The sequence below is a fragment of the Arthrobacter ruber genome, from assembly GCF_002954225.1.
In the GTDB taxonomy this organism is placed as follows: domain Bacteria; phylum Actinomycetota; class Actinomycetes; order Actinomycetales; family Micrococcaceae; genus Arthrobacter_D; species Arthrobacter_D ruber.
Genome location: NZ_PPTH01000011.1, coordinates 152703 through 170528 on the forward strand (window position 1 = coordinate 152703; position 17826 = coordinate 170528).

18 protein-coding genes are annotated in these 17826 nt (G+C 70.0%); 4 read left to right on the top strand and 14 right to left on the bottom strand.

Annotated features, from left to right (window positions below):
- Positions 1-17 precede the first annotated feature (17 nt).
- Positions 18-1358 (bottom strand): glutamine synthetase family protein, encoded by a 1341-nt coding sequence (locus CI785_RS02595; protein WP_105030529.1) that lies wholly within the window; start codon positions 1356-1358, stop codon positions 18-20.
- 210 nt (positions 1359-1568) lie between these two features.
- Here CI785_RS02595 and panB point away from each other — a divergent pair, with 210 nt between their 5' ends.
- Positions 1569-2453: a 3-methyl-2-oxobutanoate hydroxymethyltransferase gene (gene panB, locus CI785_RS02600; RefSeq protein WP_105030530.1), complete on the top strand. Its 885-nt coding sequence runs from the start codon at positions 1569-1571 to the stop codon at positions 2451-2453.
- 11 nt (positions 2454-2464) lie between these two features.
- Here panB and CI785_RS16945 read toward each other — a convergent pair whose 3' ends face one another.
- Positions 2465-2626 carry an SPOR domain-containing protein gene (locus CI785_RS16945; RefSeq protein ID WP_126130568.1) on the bottom strand — a complete coding sequence of 54 codons (162 nt, stop codon included), beginning with the start codon at positions 2624-2626 and terminating at the stop codon, positions 2465-2467.
- 99 nt (positions 2627-2725) lie between these two features.
- Here CI785_RS16945 and map point away from each other — a divergent pair, with 99 nt between their 5' ends.
- Together map and ppgK are read left to right on the top strand one after the other, a co-directional pair.
- The gene (map, locus tag CI785_RS02605; RefSeq protein ID WP_105030531.1) at positions 2726-3604 is read left to right on the top strand and encodes a type I methionyl aminopeptidase; all 879 of its coding nucleotides are present in this window, start codon (positions 2726-2728) and stop codon (positions 3602-3604) included.
- A 132-nt stretch (positions 3605-3736) separates the two neighbouring features.
- A complete protein-coding gene (gene ppgK, locus CI785_RS02610) occupies positions 3737-4549 on the top strand; it encodes a polyphosphate--glucose phosphotransferase (protein ID WP_105030532.1) in 813 nt (270 codons plus the stop codon).
- 150 nt (positions 4550-4699) lie between these two features.
- On the opposite strand, the gene nrdR is transcribed toward ppgK, so the two are convergent.
- The 3 genes from nrdR to CI785_RS02625 form a co-directional block, all read right to left on the bottom strand.
- A complete protein-coding gene (gene nrdR, locus CI785_RS02615) occupies positions 4700-5197 on the bottom strand; it encodes a transcriptional regulator NrdR (protein WP_105030533.1) in 498 nt (165 codons plus the stop codon).
- A 93-nt stretch (positions 5198-5290) separates the two neighbouring features.
- Positions 5291-6664, bottom strand: coding sequence for a histidinol dehydrogenase (hisD, locus tag CI785_RS02620; RefSeq protein WP_105030534.1), 1374 nt, complete (start codon positions 6662-6664; stop codon positions 5291-5293).
- A gap of 91 nt (positions 6665-6755) precedes the next feature.
- Positions 6756-7283, bottom strand: a complete 528-nt coding sequence (locus CI785_RS02625; protein ID WP_105030535.1) for a hypothetical protein — start codon at positions 7281-7283, stop codon at positions 6756-6758.
- A 129-nt stretch (positions 7284-7412) separates the two neighbouring features.
- On the opposite strand from CI785_RS02625, the gene CI785_RS02630 reads away from it, so the two are divergent.
- Positions 7413-7943 carry a flavin reductase family protein gene (locus tag CI785_RS02630; protein ID WP_240614961.1) on the top strand — a complete coding sequence of 177 codons (531 nt, stop codon included), beginning with the start codon at positions 7413-7415 and terminating at the stop codon, positions 7941-7943.
- Between the two features lie 27 nt (positions 7944-7970).
- Here the strand turns inward: CI785_RS02630 and dnaE are convergent, their stop codons facing one another.
- From dnaE to ftsZ, 9 genes are all read right to left on the bottom strand, one after another.
- A complete protein-coding gene (gene dnaE, locus CI785_RS02635; protein WP_276307998.1) occupies positions 7971-11513 on the bottom strand; it encodes a DNA polymerase III subunit alpha in 3543 nt (1180 codons plus the stop codon).
- Positions 11514-11628: 115 nt separating this feature from the next.
- On the bottom strand, positions 11629-12564 hold the full coding sequence (locus CI785_RS02640) for an RluA family pseudouridine synthase (RefSeq protein ID WP_240614962.1): 936 nt from the start codon (positions 12562-12564) through the stop codon (positions 11629-11631).
- Complete coding sequence (gene lspA, locus CI785_RS02645) at positions 12554-13111, bottom strand: signal peptidase II (RefSeq protein ID WP_240614970.1); 558 nt, start codon at positions 13109-13111, stop codon at positions 12554-12556. Before lspA ends, CI785_RS02640 begins: the two co-directional genes overlap by 11 nt.
- A gap of 201 nt (positions 13112-13312) precedes the next feature.
- A complete protein-coding gene (locus CI785_RS02650; RefSeq protein WP_105030538.1) occupies positions 13313-13954 on the bottom strand; it encodes a DivIVA domain-containing protein in 642 nt (213 codons plus the stop codon).
- A gap of 146 nt (positions 13955-14100) precedes the next feature.
- A complete protein-coding gene (locus tag CI785_RS02655) occupies positions 14101-14391 on the bottom strand; it encodes a YggT family protein (protein WP_105030539.1) in 291 nt (96 codons plus the stop codon).
- Between the two features lie 58 nt (positions 14392-14449).
- Entirely contained in the window at positions 14450-14971 is a 522-nt protein-coding gene (locus CI785_RS02660) for a cell division protein SepF (RefSeq protein ID WP_105030540.1), read from the bottom strand.
- 109 nt (positions 14972-15080) lie between these two features.
- A complete protein-coding gene (locus CI785_RS02665) occupies positions 15081-15839 on the bottom strand; it encodes a YggS family pyridoxal phosphate-dependent enzyme (protein ID WP_420808207.1) in 759 nt (252 codons plus the stop codon).
- On the bottom strand, positions 15836-16612 hold the full coding sequence (locus CI785_RS02670; protein WP_105030541.1) for a purine nucleoside phosphorylase YfiH/LACC1 family protein: 777 nt from the start codon (positions 16610-16612) through the stop codon (positions 15836-15838). The genes CI785_RS02665 and CI785_RS02670 overlap by 4 nt, the downstream gene beginning before the upstream one ends.
- 3 nt (positions 16613-16615) lie before the next feature.
- The gene (gene ftsZ, locus CI785_RS02675; protein WP_105030542.1) at positions 16616-17809 is read right to left on the bottom strand and encodes a cell division protein FtsZ; all 1194 of its coding nucleotides are present in this window, start codon (positions 17807-17809) and stop codon (positions 16616-16618) included.
- Positions 17810-17826 lie beyond the last annotated feature (17 nt).

Sequence of the window (17826 nt, forward strand, 5' to 3'; positions counted from 1 at the left end):
GCCGGCCCCGGCAGGCACTACAGGATGTTCAGGTTCCGGCGCAGCTCGTACGGCGTCACCTGGATGCGGTAGTCGCGCCACTCGGCGCGCTTGTTGCGCAGGAAGTTCTCGAAGACCTGCTCGCCCAGGATGTCCGCCACCAGCTCCGAGTCCTCCATGACGCGGATCGCGTCGTGCAGGCTCGCCGGCAGCGGGTCGTGGCCCATCGCGCGGCGCTCGGCCGCCGTCAGGCTCCAGACGTCGTCCTCGGCCGCCGCGGGGAGTTCGTAGCCCTCCTCGATGCCCTTGAGTCCTGCACCCAGGAGCACCGAGTAGGCGAGGTAGGGGTTGCTCGCGGAGTCGATGCCCCGGTACTCGATGCGTGCGGACTGGCCCTTGTTGGGCTTGTAGAGCGGTACGCGCACCAGTGCCGAGCGGTTGTTGTGGCCCCAGGAGAGGTAGCTGGGCGCCTCCCCTCCACCCCAGAGCCGCTTGTACGAGTTGACGAACTGGTTCGTCACCGCGGTGAACTCGGGCGCGTGCCGCAGGATGCCCGCGATGAACTGGCGCGCCGTCCTCGAGAGCTGGAACTCGGCACCGGCCTCGAAGAACGCGTTCGTGTCCCCCTCGAACAGTGAGAAGTGGGTGTGCATGCCGGAGCCGGGATGTTCGGAGAAGGGCTTGGGCATGAAGGTCGCATAGCTGCCGGAGGTCAGTGCCACCTCCTTGATGATGGTGCGGAACGTCATGATGTTGTCCGCGGTCTGCAGCGCGTCGGCGTAGCGCAGGTCGATCTCGTTCTGGCCGGGCCCTGCCTCGTGGTGGCTGAACTCCACGGAGATGCCGACCGACTCGAGCATCGCCACGGCGTTCCGCCGGAAGTCCTGGGCCACCCCGCCGGGGACGTGGTCGAAGTAGCCGGCGGAGTCCACGGGAACGGGCTGGCCGTCCACGCCCAGCTCGGCGGACTTCAGGAGATAGAACTCGATCTCGGGATGGGTGTAGCAGGTGAACCCCATGTCGGCGGCCTTCGCCAGCGTCTTCTTCAGGACCCCGCGGGGATCGGCTGCGGAGGGCTGGCCGTCAGGGGTGAGGACGTCGCAGAACATGCGCGACGTCTGCTCCTTCTCGCCCCTCCACGGGAGGATCTGGAAGGTCGCGGGGTCGGGCTGGGCGAGCATGTCCGATTCGTAGACGCGCGCCAGTCCCTCGATCGAGGAGCCGTCGAACCCGAGGCCCTCCTCGAAGGCGCCCTCCACCTCGGCCGGGGCGAGTGCGACCGACTTCAGGGATCCGACGACGTCTGTGAACCACAGGCGCACATAGCGGACGTCCCGCTCCTCGATGGTGCGCAGTACGAACTCCTGCTGCCGATCCATGGCAACCCCTCTTCCTGTCCTCGTCGCCCCCGCAGGGCGGGCGGTCCGCGCCCGTCGTGGGCATCCGGCGCCCTACCCGGCACGTGCCGCCGGATACGCCGGCGCCCGCCTCGAATACTCTACTGACCCGACTCTACTGACCTCCGGGGGTCCATCGGGTGCGCGGGTCTCCGCCCGGTCCGGCGTGCCGCCGTCCGATAGTCTCGTTGCATGACTTCCGCCGAACTGCCAGCACCCTACGGAGCGGGAGCGGGCAGCACCCCGGCTCCTGCCGCGGACGCACCAGCGGGCGCGACGCCGGCCGGCCGGGTCCGCATCCACCACCTGCAGCAGGCCAAGGACCAGGGCACGCGCTTCGCGATGCTGACGGCGTACGACCAGTACGCGGCCCAGGTGTTCGACGAGGCCGGCATCGAGGTGCTCCTCGTGGGCGATTCGGCCGCTAACAACGTGCTGGGGCACGCCACGACCCTGCCCATCACCCTCGACGAGATGATCCTGTTCAGCCGCGCGGTGAGCAGGGCGGCCAGCCGCGCCCTCGTGGTCGCGGACCTGCCCTTCGGCAGCTACGAGGTGTCGCCGGAGCAGGCCGTGGAGTCCTCCGTCCGGCTCCTCAAGGAGGGCCTGGTGCACGCGGTCAAGATGGAGGGCGGCGCCGCCTATGCGGACACCGTGCGTGCCCTCGTCCGCGCCGGCATCCCGGTCATGGCGCACGTGGGCTTCACCCCGCAGAGCGAGCACGCGCTCGGCGGCTACCGGGTGCAGGGCCGCGGGGAGGCGTCGCAGCGCATCGTGGACGACGCCGTCGCCCTCGCCGATGCCGGGGCTTTCTGCGTGCTGATGGAGATGGTGCCCGCGGCGACCGCGGACGCCGTCGATGCGGCCGTCCGGGTACCGACCATCGGGATCGGCGCCGGGCCGGGCACCACGGGGCAGGTGCTGGTCTGGCAGGACATGGCGGGGCTGCGCGGGGGCAGGCAGGCGAGGTTCGTCAAGCAGTACGCGGAGGTGCGGACGGTCCTCGCGGACGCCGCGCGGGCGTATGCGGACGATGTCCGCGCCGGGACCTTCCCCGGGCCGGAGCACACCTTCTAGGGCTGGCGCCGCTAGTCGTCCTCCCGGTCCCAGGCGTCGTTGCGCTGCTGGACCTTCTCCAGGGCCTTCTCCGCTTCTCCACGGGTGGCATAGGGTCCGATGAGCTGGGACCAGTCCGATTGCCGGTCCTCCTCGACCTCGTGCGTGCGCACGTTGAACCAGTACTCCGTCATGTCGACCTCCTAGATCCACGGAAAGCGTCGGGTCATCAACGGTCCCGGGGGACACCACCACTTCCGTGGCCTCCCCGCGCCCGCTATAGGATCAAGGGTATGCCCCTGTCTTCCGCCACCGCTCCCCTCGGGACACTGACACCCGGCACGGTCTCGCCGCAGCGACCGGTCCCGCCGGGCATCGCCCGGCCCGAATACGTGGGCCGCAAGGCTCCCGCGCCCTTCACGGGCTCGGAGGTGAAGACGCCGGAGACGATCGAGCGGATCAGGACCGCCGGCAGGATCGCGGCACAGGCGATCGTCGAGGTGGGCCGGCACGCGGTGCCCGGCATCACCACCGATTCCCTCGACAGGATCGGGCACGAGTTCCTGCTCGATCACGGCGCCTACCCCTCGACCCTCGGCTACCGCGGCTTCCCCAAGTCCCTGTGCTCGTCCCTCAACGAGGTCATCTGCCACGGCATCCCCGACACGACCGTCCTGCAGGACGGCGACATCCTGAACATCGACATCACCGCGTACAAGGACGGCGTGCACGGCGACACGAACTACACGTTCTGCATCGGTGAAGTCGACGAGGAGTCGCGCCTGCTCGTGGAACGCACCCAGGAGTCCCTGAACCGGGCCATCCGCGCGGTGGCGCCCGGCCGGGAGGTCAACGTCATCGGCCGCACCATCGAGTCCTACGCGAAGCGGTTCGGTTATGGTGTTGTCCGGGACTTCACCGGGCACGGCGTCGGCGAAGCGTTCCACACGGGCCTGATCATCCCGCACTACGACGCCGCCCCCGCCTACAACCGCGTCATCGAACCGGGCATGGTCTTCACCATCGAACCGATGCTCACGCTCGGCACCATCGACTGGACCATGTGGGCGGACGACTGGACCGTCGTCACGAAGGACCGCAAGAGGACAGCGCAGTTCGAGCACACGCTCGTTGTCACCGACCGCGGCGCGGAGATCCTGACCCTGCCCTAGCGCAGCCGCCCCGCGGATGCCTGCCCGACCACCGCTCGACACCGCTGGACACCGCTCGACACCGCCCAGCACTGCCCCACTGCCCCCTTCCGGCTCACGCCGGCCCCTCTCGACGGAGAATCACGGAGAATCATGGCCAAGGACACCGACAAGAAGAAATCGAAGAAGCTCCCCGCGACGGTCATCGGCGTCGACATCGGCGGCACCGGCATCAAGGGTGGCATCGTCGACCTTGCCAAGGGCGTGATCGTCGGTGAGCGCTACCGTATCCCGACGCCCCAGCCGGCCACGCCGGAGGCCGTGGCCGAGGTGGTCGGGCAGATCGTGGCCGAGCTGTCCTCACGCCCGGAGGGGCCGGCCGCGGACGTGCCGGTCGGTGTCACCTTCCCCGCCATCATCCAGCACGGCGTCGCGCGGTCGGCGGCGAACGTGGACAAGAGCTGGGTGGACACCGATGTCGACGCCCTGTTCACGGCCGTCCTCGGACGCGACGTCCACGTGATCAACGACGCCGACGCCGCCGGCCTCGCAGAGGTCCGCTACGGCGCGGGCAAGGGCAAGATGGGCACCGTCCTGGTGATCACCCTGGGCACCGGCATCGGGTCCGCCTTCATCTTCGACGGCAGGCTGGTGCCGAACGCCGAACTCGGACACCTCGAGATCGATGGGCACGACGCCGAGACGAAGGCCTCGGCAGTGGCCCGTGAACGGGACGGGATCGGTTGGGACGAGTACGCCGTACGCCTACAGCGCTACTTCTCGCACGTCGAGTTCCTCTTCTCGCCCGAGCTGTTCATCGTCGGCGGCGGCATCTCGAAGCGGAGCAGCGAATACCTGCCGGCCCTGAAGCTGCGCACGCCGATCATCCCGGCCGAGCTCCGCAATCATGCGGGCATCGTGGGCGGGGCGCTGCAGGCCGCGCTGCTCTTCACGCCGAAGGCCTGACCCGGGACGCCGCCCCTGCAGCGAGAAGCCCGGTCCGGATGTCCCGGACCGGGCTTCTCCCGTCTCCACGGTCCTGCCACGGGGGCGGAGGTGGAACCGGTGGTGGCGTCGGCTTCCCCTCCGCAGCCACCACCGGGGTCTTGTAGGGCGCTACCGCGCCGTCAGGGGCCGTTGCGCGCCGCTCGGCACGCGCTCGTTGTCCTGTGCCTGCCGGCGCAGGGTCTCGATGGCTTCCTCGAAGTCCTCGAGGGACTCGAAGCCCTGGTACACGCTCGCGAAGCGCAGGTACGCGATCTGGTCGAGCTTCCGCAGGGGTCCCAGGATCGCGAGGCCCACTTCGTGCGCGTCGATCTCGGCGACGCCGCTGGCGCGGACGTTCTCCTCGACCTCCTGGGCGAGCAGCGCGAGGTCGTCCTCCGTGACCGGACGGCCCTGGCAGGCCTTTCGCACGCCGTTGATGATCTTCGAACGGCTGAACGGCTCCCCGGCACCGGAGCGCTTGACCACGCTGAGGCTCGTCGTCTCCACGGTGCTGAAGCGTCGGCCGCACTCGGGACACTGGCGGCGGCGACGGATGGCCGAGCCGTCGTCGCCGAGGCGGCTGTCCACGACGCGGGAGTCCGGATTGCGGCAGTACGGGCAGTACATGCGCCCCCCTCTCCCGCTCTGGATCTACCGTTGCACCAAGTTTAGGACTACATGTGGTGAAAGAACAACACTGTAATTACCAGATGTAGTGGGTCACGGCGTGTCGTTCCCGAAACGCGCCGTGACCGCCTCCCCGTGCGCGGGGAGGTTCTCGGCACCGGACAGGGCCACGATCGACGACGCCACCTCGCGCAGCGCCTCGCGGTCGTAGTCCACGAGCTGGACCGCCCGCAGGAACGTGGTGACGTTCAGCCCGGAGGCGAAGGCCGCGGTGCCGCCGGTCGGCAGCACGTGGTTGGAGCCGGCGCAGTAGTCGCCGAGGCTGACGGGGCTGTGGGCGCCGACGAAGATGGCCCCGGCGTTGCGGATGCGGCCCGCCACGGCGGCGGCGTCCGCTGTGTGGATCTCGAGGTGCTCCGCCGCGTAGGCGTCGCACACCGCGATCCCGTGGTCGATGTCCTCGACGAGGATCACGCCGGACTGCGGACCGGAGAGCGCCGTCCGGACCCGGTCGGCGTGGCGTGTCGCCGCGGCACGTACCTGGAGCGCCTCGATGACGGCGGCGGCGAGTTCCTCGGAGTCGGTCACCAGGACGGACGCCGCCTGCGGGTCGTGCTCGGCCTGGCTCACGAGGTCGGCGGCCACGAGGTCGGCGTCGGCGGCGGCATCGGCGAGGACGGCGATCTCCGTGGTGCCCGCCTCCGAGTCGATGCCCACGCGTCCGCGGACGAGCCGCTTGGCCGTGGCCACGAAGACGTTGCCCGGTCCGGTGACCACGTTGACGGGGTCGATGGACAGCCCCGCCCTGGAGTCGGGGATGCCGTAGGCGAGGGCCGCCACGGCCTGCGCCCCGCCCATCGCGTACACCTCGGTGACCCCGAGCATCGACGCGGCCGCGAGGATCACGGGGTGCGGCCACCCGCCGAACTCCTTCTGCGGGGGCGATGCGAGGGCGATGGAACCGACGCCGGCGGCCTGCGCCGGCACGACGTTCATGACCACGGAGGACGGGTAGACGGCGAGCCCACCGGGGACGTAGAGGCCCACGCGCTCCACGGGGACCCACTTGTGCGTCAGGCGCGCACCGGGCGCGATCTCCACCCCGACGTCGGCGGGGACCTGGGCGCGGGCGAAGATCCGGGCGCGGCGGATGGCCTCCTCGAGGGCGCCGCGGACGTCGTCGTCGAGCCCGGACACCGCCGCCGCGATGACCTCGGCGGGCACGCGCGGGTGGTCCTGCTCGACGCCGTCGAACCGAAGGGCGAGGTCCCGGAGGGACGCGAGACCGCGGGCCCGGACGTCGTCGATGATCGCCTGCACGGCGGCCTCGGAGGACGTGGCACTGCCTGCGGCCCGCGGCATGGCGCTCCTCAGCTCACCGGCGGACAGGGTCCGGCCGCGCAGGTCGATGGTCCGGAAGCCGACGGGCCGGTCGGCAGGAGAGGGGGTGCTGGGCGCTGAAGTCACCGGACGAGTCTATCGGGAGGCGTACCCGGCGCGGCCCGTGCGGTCACCGGTACCGCCCGCATCGGCGTCAGGGCCGGCGTCGGGTCCGGCGTCAGGTCCGGCGGCGTGCGAGCCCGATCAGGACCGTGACGAAGATGACGACCGCCGCCGTGGCCGGCCAGATCGCGAGGGCGCCGTAGGACTGCAGCAGGAAGGAGGAGCCCGGCAGGTCGTCCGTCCCGTGGGGGCCGAGCAGGTGGGCGAGCCCTTCGCCCACCCCGAGGGCGAGGAGTGAACCGAGGATCGACCCTCCGACGGCGGCCAGGATGCGGGTGGGCGCCCCGGGGAGTTCCAGCCGGAGGGCGACGACGGCTCCCACCGCGATGCCGGCCACCAGTTCGAGGCCGGCGAGGGTGAGGTCGCGCAGCACCCAGTCGCCGGCGACCTCGGGGTCACCGAACAGGCGCCCGGTGGGAGCGAGGAGCCACCAGGCAGCACCCAGCAGGGCGCCGAGCAGGACCGTGGAGCCGAGCCACCAGAGGACACCGGCGGGGGGCACGGACCGCCGGTCCTCGGCGACGGCGTAGACCGGCGGCGGATAGGTGCTCGATCCGGTGTCCGGCTGCTGGCTGGCGCGCATGACTTCTACATTAACAAACCCTCCCGCGCCCGGGGACCGCGCCTAGGGTGGGAGGAGCGGCGCGAGCCGTGACCGGCACGGGTCCGTCCGCACACCGCGCTGCCCTGCCCCTACCTCCCGGAGGAACCCGTGAACAGTCCCAGCACCGCCCCGGCGGGCCAGCCGTCGGCCCTCGTTCCGCACGGCGAGTCCTTCCGCGAGGTGTTCCGCCGCCACGCCGCCGGCGTCGCGATCATCACCGCCACGTACGACGGCGTCCCCTACGGCTTCACCGCCACCTCCGTGGCGTCGCTGTCCGCGGAGCCTCCGCGGTTCTCCTTCAACATGGCGCGGACATCGTCCTCGTGGCCGGCGGTGGCGAACACGAACTTCGTGGGTGTGCACATGCTCAGCACCGAGAACGAGGGACTGGCGAACCGCTTCGCGCGCACGAAGGACCGCTTCACCGGGGACCACTGGGAGCCCGGGCCGGAGGGCGTGCCCGTCCTCAGGGACGTCGCCGGCTGGCTCGTGGGCCGGATCAGCATGCGCCTGTCCTTCGAGAACAACGCCGTGGTGGTCGCCGAGGTCGTCGCCGCGAGCATCGGCCCCGACGGCGCCCCCCTGCTGTACCACGGCGGGAGCTACGGCACCCCGACGGCCACCGACTACGTGATCTGAGCCCGCCGGTCCTCTGCCAGGTACCCGTCAGGCGTCGAGGCAGGCCGGCCCCAGCAGCACCTTCAGGTCACCGAAGAGCCCCGGCGTCGGGTTGACCCGCAGGTCCACGCCGAGCTTCATGACCTCGACCTTGCGGGAGCCGTTGAGCCGGATGAGGACCTCGCTGGTACCCGGGTGCGTCCGCAGGACGTCACCGAGCGCCGTCACGGCCGTCTCCGTGGCCTTGTGCTGCAGCATCGAGATCACCACCGGGCCCGAATGGCCCTCACTGAGGTCCGGCACCGTCAGTTCCTGCGCGTTGAGCATCACGGCGCCGTCGTCCCTGCGCTGCAGGCGCCCCCGGACCACCACGATGAGGTCCTCCGCGAGGACGGCCGAGATGGGTCCGTACACCTGTCCGAAGAACATCACCTCCATGGACCCCGAGAGGTCCTCCACCTCGGCCCGGGCGTAGGCGTTGCCGCTGTTCTTGGCGATCCTGCGCTGCAGGGAGGTGATCATCCCCGCGATCGTCACGATCGCGCCGTCCGCCGGCCCCTCCTCGCCGATGATCGACGGGATCGAGGCGTCCGCGTGCTGGCCGAGGATGCCCTCGAGTCCCTGCAGCGGGTGGTCGGAGACGTAGAGGCCGAGCATGTCGCGTTCGAAGGACAGCTTGTCCTTCTTGTCCCACTCCGGCAGGTCGGGCACCTCGACGGACAGCCCGCCCACGCTCCCGCCGTCCGGATCGTCGAACGCGCTGAAGAGGTCGAACTGGTTCGCCGCCTCGTTGCGCTTGAGGACGATCACGGAGTCCACGGCCTCCTCGTGGATCATCGCGAGGGCGCGGCGCGGATGCCGTAGCGAGTCGAAGGCGCCGGCCTTGATGAGCGACTCGATGGTGCGCTTGTTGCACACGACGGCGGGCACCTTCTGCAGGAAGTCGCTGAACGAGGCGAACGCGCCCTTCTCCTCGCGCGCGCCCACCATCGCGCCGACCACGTTCGCGCCGACGTTGCGGATGGCCCCCATGCCGAAGCGGATGTCCCTGCCCACGGGGGTGAAGTTGACGCTGGACTCGTTGACGTCCGGCGGCAGCACGGTGATGCCCATGCGGCGGCACTCGTTGAGGTAGATGGCCAGCTTGTCCTTGTCGTCGCCGACGCTGGTGAGCAGGGCCGCCATGTACTCGGCCGGGTAGTGCGCCTTCAAGTACGCCGTCCAGTAGGACACCAGACCGTAGGCGGCGGTGTGGGCCTTGTTGAACGCGTAGTCGGAGAAGGACTCCAGCACGGTCCACAGCTTGTCCATCGCGGCCTGGGAGTAGCCGTTGGCCTTCATGCCCGCGAAGAAGTCCGCCTGCTGCTTGTCCAGCTCCGACTTCTTCTTCTTGCCCATCGCTCGGCGGAGCATGTCCGCCTGGCCGAGGGTGAAGTTGGCCAGCTTCTGGGCGGCGCTCATCACCTGCTCCTGGTACACGATCAGGCCGTACGTGCCGCCGAGGATCTCCTCGAGGGGGCCCTCGAGCTCCGGGTGGATGGGCTCGATGTCCTGCAGGCCGTTCTTGCGCAGCGCGTAGTTCGTGTGCGAGTTCACGCCCATGGGACCCGGCCGGTACAGCGCCAGGACGGCGGAGATGTCCTCGAAGTTGTCGGGGCGCATGAGCTTCAGCAGGGACCGCATCGGCCCGCCGTCGAGCTGGAAGACACCCAGGGTGTCGCCGCGCGCGAGGAGTTCGTAGGACGCCTTGTCGTCGAGTTCGAGGTCCTCGAGGACCAGGTCGGTGTCCTTGTTGGCCTTGATGTTCTCGACGGCGTCCGTGATGATCGTCAGGTTCCTCAGGCCGAGGAAGTCCATCTTGATCAGCCCGAGGCCCTCGCAGGTGGGGTAGTCGAACTGCGTGATGATCTGGCCGTCCTGCTCACGGCGCATGATCGGGATGATGTCGATCAGCGGGTCGGAGGACATGATGACGCCGGCCGCGTGCACGCCCCACTGGCGCTTCAGCCCTTCGAGCCCGAGGGCCGTCTCGAACACCTTCTCGGAGTCGGCGTCGGTCTTCAGCAGCTCGCGCAGCTCCTCGGCCTCCGAGTAGCGCTTGGCGTTCTTGTTGTGCACGTCCGCCAGGGCCAGGCCCTTGCCCATGACGTCCGGCGGCATGGCCTTCGTGAGGCGCTCCCCCGTGGAGAACGGGTAGCCCATGACGCGGGAGGAGTCCTTGAGTGCCTGCTTGGCCTTGATGGTGCCGTACGTGACGATCATGGCAACGCGCTCGTCGCCGTACTTCTCCGTCACGTACCGGATGACCTCGGAGCGGCGGCGATCATCGAAGTCGACGTCGAAGTCGGGCATGGACACGCGCTCGGGGTTGAGGAAACGCTCGAAGATCAGGCCGTGCTTCAGGGGGTCGAGGTCGGTGATGCGCATGGCGTACGCCACCATGGACCCGGCGCCCGAGCCGCGGCCGGGGCCCACGCGGATACCGTTGTTCTTGGCCCAGTTGATGAAGTCGGCCACCACGAGGAAGTAGCCGGGGAAGCCCATCTGCGTGATGACGCCCACCTCGAACTCCGCCTGCTTGCGGACGTCGTCCGGGACGCCGGCGGGATAGCGGTACTGCAGCCCCGTCTCGACCTCCTTCACGAACCAGGACTGCTCGTTCTCCCCCTCCGGCACGGGGAAGCGCGGCATGTAGTTGGCCTTGGTGTTGAACGAGACGTCGCACCGCTCGGCGATGAGCAGCGTGTTGTCGCAGGCCTCGGGGTAGTCGCGGAAGATGGCGCGCATCTCGGCGGGCGACTTCAGGTAGAACTCGTCGGCGTCGAACTTGAAGCGCTTCGGGTCCGCGAGCGTGGACCCGGACTGCACGCAGAGCAGCGCCGCGTGCGCCTTCGAGTCCTCCGCGTGCGTGTAGTGCAGGTCGTTGGTGGCCACGAGCGGCAGGCCGAGCTCCTTCGCGAGCCGGATGAGATCCGCCTTCACGTTCCGCTCGATGTCGAGCCCGTGGTCCATGAGCTCGCAGAAGTAGTTCTCTGCGCCGAAGATGTCGCGGAAGTCCGACGCCGCCTGCCTTGCCTCGTCGTAGAGGCCGAGCCGGAGCTTGGTCTGGACCTCGCCGGAGGGGCAGCCCGTGGTGGCGATGAGTCCCTTGCCGTAGGTCTGGAGCAGGTCGCGGTCCATGCGCGGCTTGTACAGGTAGCCCTCGAGGGAGGCCAGCGAGGACATCCGGAAGAGGTTGTGCATCCCCTCGGTGGTCTCGGACCACAGGGTCATGTGGGTGTAGGCGCCGGCACCGGACACGTCGTCGCGCCCTCCGCCGCCCCACTGCACGCGGGTGCGGTCGCTGCGGGCGGTCCCGGGAGTGACGTAGGCCTCGACGCCGATGATCGGCTTGATGCCGGCGCTGGTGGCCTTGCTCCAGAAGTCGAAGGCCCCGAACACGAACCCGTGGTCGGTGGTCGCGAGGGCCTTCATCCCGAGTTCCTCGGTGTGGCTGAACAGGTCCGTCAGTCGGGCCGCGCCATCGAGCATCGAGTACTCGGTGTGGTTGTGGAGATGGACGAACGAGTCTTCGGATGCAGGAGTAGCCACCCCCCGAGTCTAGTGCTCCCCCACCCCCTCGGCGGCCGCCGAGACCGTCGTCCGACGTCGGTACGGCGTGTCCCGCGGGGCCGCTCGGGTGTGTCGGACGAGGCCCTCCGAAAGGTCAGACGAGGCCGTTGGTCAGGGCCATGAGAGCGTACGCGAGGTCCACCGGGTAGGGGCTCGTCACGCTGACCGGCTCCCCCGTCACCGGGTGGGCGAAACCCAGACGGTGCGCGTGGAGCCACTGCCGCGTGAGGCCGAGCTCGGCGGCCAGCCGCGGATCCGCCCCGTAGGTGAGGTCGCCCGCGCAGGGGTGGCGGAGGGCCGAGAAATGCACGCGGATCTGGTGCGTCCTGCCCGTCTCGAGGTGCACCTCCACGAGGCTCGCCCGGCCGAAGGCCTCCAGCACCTCGTAGTGGGTCACGGAGTCCCGGCCCCCGTCCATGACGGCGAAGCGCCACTCGTGGTGCGGGTGCCGGCCGATCGGTGCATCGATGGTGCCCTGCAGCGGTTCGGGCAGGCCCTGCACCACCGCGTGGTACACCTTGTCGACCGTGCGCTCCTTGAAGGCACGCTTCAGCGCCGTGTAGGCGGGCTCGGTCTTGGCGACCACCATCGCCCCCGAGGTCCCGACGTCGAGGCGGTGGACGATCCCGACGCGCTCGGGAGCGCCCGAGGTCGAGATGCGGTAGCCCGCTGCGGCCAGGGCTCCGACGACGGTGGGGCCCACCCAGCCCGGCGAGGGGTGGGCTGCGACGCCCACGGGCTTGTCGACGACCACGAAGTCCTCGTCGTCGAGCAGGATGCCCATGCCGTCGACCGCCTCCGGGATGACGCGGTGCCTGTCCTCGGGATCCGGGACGTCCACGTCGACGCGGTCCCCGGCGTGGACCCGGTCCGACTTCGCCAGCGGGAGGCCCCCGCGCCGCACCCGGCCGTCGGAGCACCACTGCGCCACGGCCGACCGTGAGACCTCCAGCAGCCGCGCCAGGGCCGCATCGACGCGGCTCCCGGCATCGGCCTCGGGGACGAGGATCTCCTGGTGGTCAGCGGTCACGGTCGTCCTGCTCCCCCCCGGCGGGTCCGGCATCGGCGCCGGTCTCCGCGGCGGGCTGCTCGTCCGTGCTGCGCGTGCCGTCCATGCCGATCCCCCGCAGCGTCAGGATGCAGATGAGCACCACCCCGCTGACGACGGCGGAGTCGGCGATGTTGAAGATGGCGAAGTTGGGCAGCGCGATGAAGTCCACCACGTGGCCCTGGCCGAACGACGGCTCCCGGAGGAGGCGGTCGGTGAGGTTGCCGAGGGCCCCGCCGAGCACGAGTCCGAGCGCGACGGCCCACCCCCAGGACGCGACGCGCCGGACCTGCAGCACGATGGCCGTGGCGACGACCACCATGATGATCGTGAACACCCAGGTGTAGTCCGTGCCGATGGAGAACGCTGCCCCGGGGTTGCGGATGAAGCGCCAGTCGAGCAGGGGCGGGAGCACGGGGATGACCTGTCCCTCGGTCATGGTCGTGACGACCCACCACTTGGTGAGCTGGTCGAAGGTGTAGGCGACCACGGTGCACAGCAGCATGAGGGCGCCGTACCGCGCGGGGATCCTCCGGGCGTGGGCCGGGTCCCCGGTGGGAAGGGGCTCGGCTGGCTGGTGCTCGTTCACGGTGCATCCAAGGTGTAGGCGCTGCGGGGGGCTGCCGCCGGGGCGGCTGGGACGGCGGAAGGGCCGGTGCCGGGGATCGCGCCCCCGGTCACCGGCCCTTCCACTGGAGGCCCGACACGCATCGGTCGGACCGGTTATCTGCTAGGAGGCCGACGCGTCGGACGCGAGCGAGCCGCGGGCGTCCAGATCGCGCAGCTGGCCCTCGATGTAGGCCTTGAGGCGCTGGCGGTAGTCGCGCTCGAAGCCGCGCAGCTGCTCCACCTTGCTCTCGAGCACGGTCTTCTGCTCCTCGAGGTCCCCGAGGGTCTTGCGGCTCTTCTCCTGGGCGTCGTCGACCAGGCCGGTGGCCTCGATCTGAGCCTCGGCGATGATCTTGTCGCGCTGCTCCACCCCGGCGTTGACGTACTCGTCGTGCAGGCGCTGGGCCATGGCGAGCACGCCTGCGGCGGACTCTGCCGAGCCGGTGGAAGCTGTGGCGGGGGTGGCGGGAACGGCGGCGGGCGACGGCGTCTCGACGTCGGCGACGATCCCGGTGGCGTCGTCCCCGCTGACGGCTTCCGTGCTCGTGCTGGCCGCGACGGGGGCCGGGATGGTCCCGGTCTGCGGGGCGTCGGACGGGCCGTCCGAGACCCGGCGGCGCAGTTCCTCGTTCTCGGAGTTCAGGCGGCGGAGTTCGACGACGATCTCGTCGAGGAAGTCGTCCACCTCGTCCTGGTCGTAGCCCTCGCGGAACTTGGTCGGCTGGAACCTCTTGTTGACAACGTCTTCTGGCGTCAAAGCCATCTGGTCACCTCATACTCATAGGAGCCGTCCGCCCCGGAGGGCAGGCAGGGCTGTGGTACCGATTCATGGACATGATCTCGTGACTCACGTCGGACTGTGCATCAGCGTATATCTTCTGGAACTTCATTCCGAAACGGACTCGGTGGCTATCGCGCGAGCCCTTCGGACACGGACATCAGGATGAGCACGACGATGAACAGCACCAAGAAGGCGAGATCGAGCTGCACGCCACCCAGTCGGAGCGGCGGGATCAGCCGGCGGAGGGCATTGATGGGCGGGTCGGTCACCGAGTAGACGCCGGAGGCGAGGACCAGCGCCGACTTCTGGGGACGCCAGTCCCGCGCGAAGCCCTGCACGGCGTCGTAGACGATCCGCAGGATCAGGGCGAGCTGGAACAGCATCAGTACCAGGTAGATCAGGGCGAATACCAAACTCACGGAGCAGTTCCAGTCCTTCGGGCCATCGGAGGGTCGGCGACCGTCGTGGCCGCGCCGGTCAGCTCTGGTTGAAGAAGCTGGTCTGCGCCTCGCTCGCCTTCAGGTCCTCGCCGAGGACTTCAATATACGACGGCGAGAGCAGGAACACCTTATTGGTGACCCGCTCGATGCTGCCGTGCAGACCGAAGACGAGGCCGGCCGAGAAGTCGACGAGCCGCTTCGCGTCGGCCTCGCCCATGTCGGTGACGTTCATGATCACGGGGATACCGTCCCGGAAGCTCTCACCGATGAGCTTGGCGTCGTTGTAGGAGCGTGGGTGGATCGTGGTGATCTGGCGCAGGGCCGCGGAGTCCTCACGCGACGACGGCGCACGCTTGATGGGTGTCACGGGTGCACGGTACTCCTCGGCGGGGGCCACCCGGGTCACGGCGGGGGCCGGCTCGAGGTGGCGTTCGTCGCGGTCGTAATCCACTGAATAGTCCTCGTTCCTGCTGTGCGCGCTCTTCGTTTCGGGCTCGTAGTGCTCATCACCATCGGCGAGCCCAAGGTAGATCATCGTCTTGCGCAGTGCGCCAGCCATGGTGACTCCTGTTCTGAGAGAGAGTGGATTGGGGGGTTCCGGGGGGTGGGCCGCACGAAGCGCACCCACCGGTCCGGCTGCCCGTGGTGCCGCCGTTCCAGCTCAGAGGCTACCCCACGGCCGGACGCGGACCGAGGACATCAGAACCGATCCGCAGGTGTGTCGCACCGGCGGCGACGGCGGCCTCGAGATCGCCGCTCATGCCGGCGGAGATGCCCGTCGCCGAGGGGTCCACGGCCTGCACGACGGCGGCGATCCGCAGCAGCTGCGCGAATGCGTCGGCCGGCTCCGCGCCGAGCGGTGCGACCGCCATGACGCCGGCGAGGCGCAGTCCGGTCGTTCCTGCGACGGCGGTGGCCAGCCCGGCCGCCTCCTCGGGGAGGGCACCGCCCCGGCCCGACGTGGCACCGGGATCGAGCGTGAACTGCAGGTAGCACGCGAGGTCCCCGCGCGGGGGCAGCCCCTCCGCCGTCCGCCGTGCCTGTTCTGTGCCCATCGCCTTCCCGAGCGCCGCGACGAGCGGAGCGCGGTCCACCGAGTGCACGCTGGAGGCGTACCTGACCACCGATCTGGCCTTGTTGGTCTGCAGCTGTCCGATGAAGTGCCACCGCACGTCCAGGTCCTCGAGCTCGGTGGCCTTCGCGGCGGCCTCCTGGTCCCGGTTCTCGCCCAGGTCGGTGACCCCGAGCCCGGCGAGGATCCGCGCATCGGACGCCGGGAAGTACTTGGTGACGACGATCAGCTCCGGTTCGCTCCGCCGGGCCGCCGCCGCGGCTGCGGTGATCCGGGCACGGACCGCATCGAGCCTGCCGGCGAGATCTCGGACCCGGTCCTGATCGGGTGCGGCGCCTCCCCCGTCGACACTCACGTCCGCCAGACCAGTCCGGCGATGCGGCCGGCTCCCGGGGCGCGACGGTGGGAGTAGAGTCCCGCGTTCTCCAGGGTGCAGGGCGCTCCGGCACCGGACAGCTGCCCCACCACCACGCCCGCGTCGTCGAGCTGACGTCGGACCGCCGCCGGCAGGTCCAGGGCAGGCCTCCCGCTGGGCGTCCGCGATGCGGCCTCGGGCAGGGACTGCGCCATGGCGAGCATCATGTCCTCGGGTACCTCGTAGCAGGATCCGCAGACCGACGGCCCGATCCACGCCGTGAGGTTCCCGGCGCCCTGGTTCCTGAGCGCGGTCGTCGCCTTGGTGACGATCCCGTTGCCGACGCCTGCGCGGCCGGCATGCACGACCGCCGTCGCGCCCGTCCCGCCGTCCGTGACCGACGCGTCGGCGAGGACGATCGGCACGCAGTCGGCCACCAGGACCGCGAGCGGGTGCGTCCCGGTGCGGGACACCATGCCGTCGGCGTCCGGCGGGCCGGGATGGTCCTCCACCGTGCCGGCGGTGGGAACGGTGGATCCGAGGACGGCCACGCGGTCGGAGTGCGTCTGGCTCATGAAGCGCAGCGATCCCGAGGGGATCCCCATGGACGCCTCGAGCCGCCGACGGTTGCCGCGGACCCCGTCCGCGTCGTCCCCGACGTGCAGCGCGAGGTTACCCGCGGCCGCCGAGGTGAAGGCGACCCGGAGCCCCGGACGGACCTCCTCGTTCCAGTAGAACGGGGAGTCCTGTCCGGGACCCGCGGCAGCGTGCACCGACTACTTCAGGAAGTCGGGTACGTCGAGGTCGTCCGAACGGCCGGCCGAGAGGTCGGGCTCCACGATCGCGGGGAGGTCGACGTCGAAGCCGGAGTCGGCGGGTACGGCCTGCATGTTCTGCGCGCGCTGCTGCGACCAGGCGCCGAGGCCGGCGGTCGCCGGTACACGCTGGTGGTCGCTGCCGACGCTCGGGGCCACGGCGGGACGCGATGCGGGTGCAGCGGCGGCGGCGGGCTGCGAGGTGGCGTCGACCTGGTCGAAACCGGCAGCGATGACCGTCACCCGTGCCTCGTCGCCGAGCGCATCGTCGATGACGGCACCGAAGATGATGTTCGCCTCCGGGTGCGCGACCTCCTGGACGAGGCGGGCGGCCTCGTTGATCTCGAAGAGGCCGAGGTCCGAGCCGCCCTGGATCGACAGCAGGACGCCGTGGGCGCCGTCGATCGACGCCTCGAGGAGCGGCGATGCGATGGCCAGTTCCGCCGCCTTGACGGCCCGGTCCTCGCCGCGGGCGGAGCCGATGCCCATGAGGGCCGAGCCGGCGCCCTGCATGACGGACTTCACGTCGGCGAAGTCGAGGTTGATCAGGCCCGGTGTGGTGATGAGGTCCGTGATGCCCTGGACACCGGAGAGCAGCACCTGGTCGGCCGAGCGGAACGCGTCGAGCATCGAGACGTTGCGGTCGCTGATGGACAGCAGGCGGTCGTTGGGGATGACGATGAGGGTGTCGACCTCCTCGCGCAGCGTGTCGATGCCGCTCTCGGCCTGGTTGGAGCGGCGCCGGCCCTCGAACGTGAAGGGGCGCGTGACCACGCCGATGGTCAGGGCGCCCAGGGAGCGTGCGATGCGCGCCACGACGGGTGCGCCGCCGGTCCCGGTCCCGCCACCCTCGCCGGCGGTCACGAAGACCATGTCGGCCCCGCGCAGGACCTCCTCGATCTCCTCCGAGTGGTCCTCGGCGGCGCGGCGACCGACCTCGGGGTCCGCTCCTGCGCCGAGGCCGCGCGTGAGCTCGCGTCCGACGTCGAGCTTGACGTCGGCGTCACTCATGAGCAGCGCCTGGGCGTCCGTGTTGATCGCGATGAACTCCACGCCGCGGAGCCCGACCTCGATCATCCGGTTGACGGCATTGACGCCGCCGCCGCCGATGCCGACGACCTTGATGACGGCCAAGTAATTCTGAGGTGCTGCCACGTCCTGTGTCCCTTGTT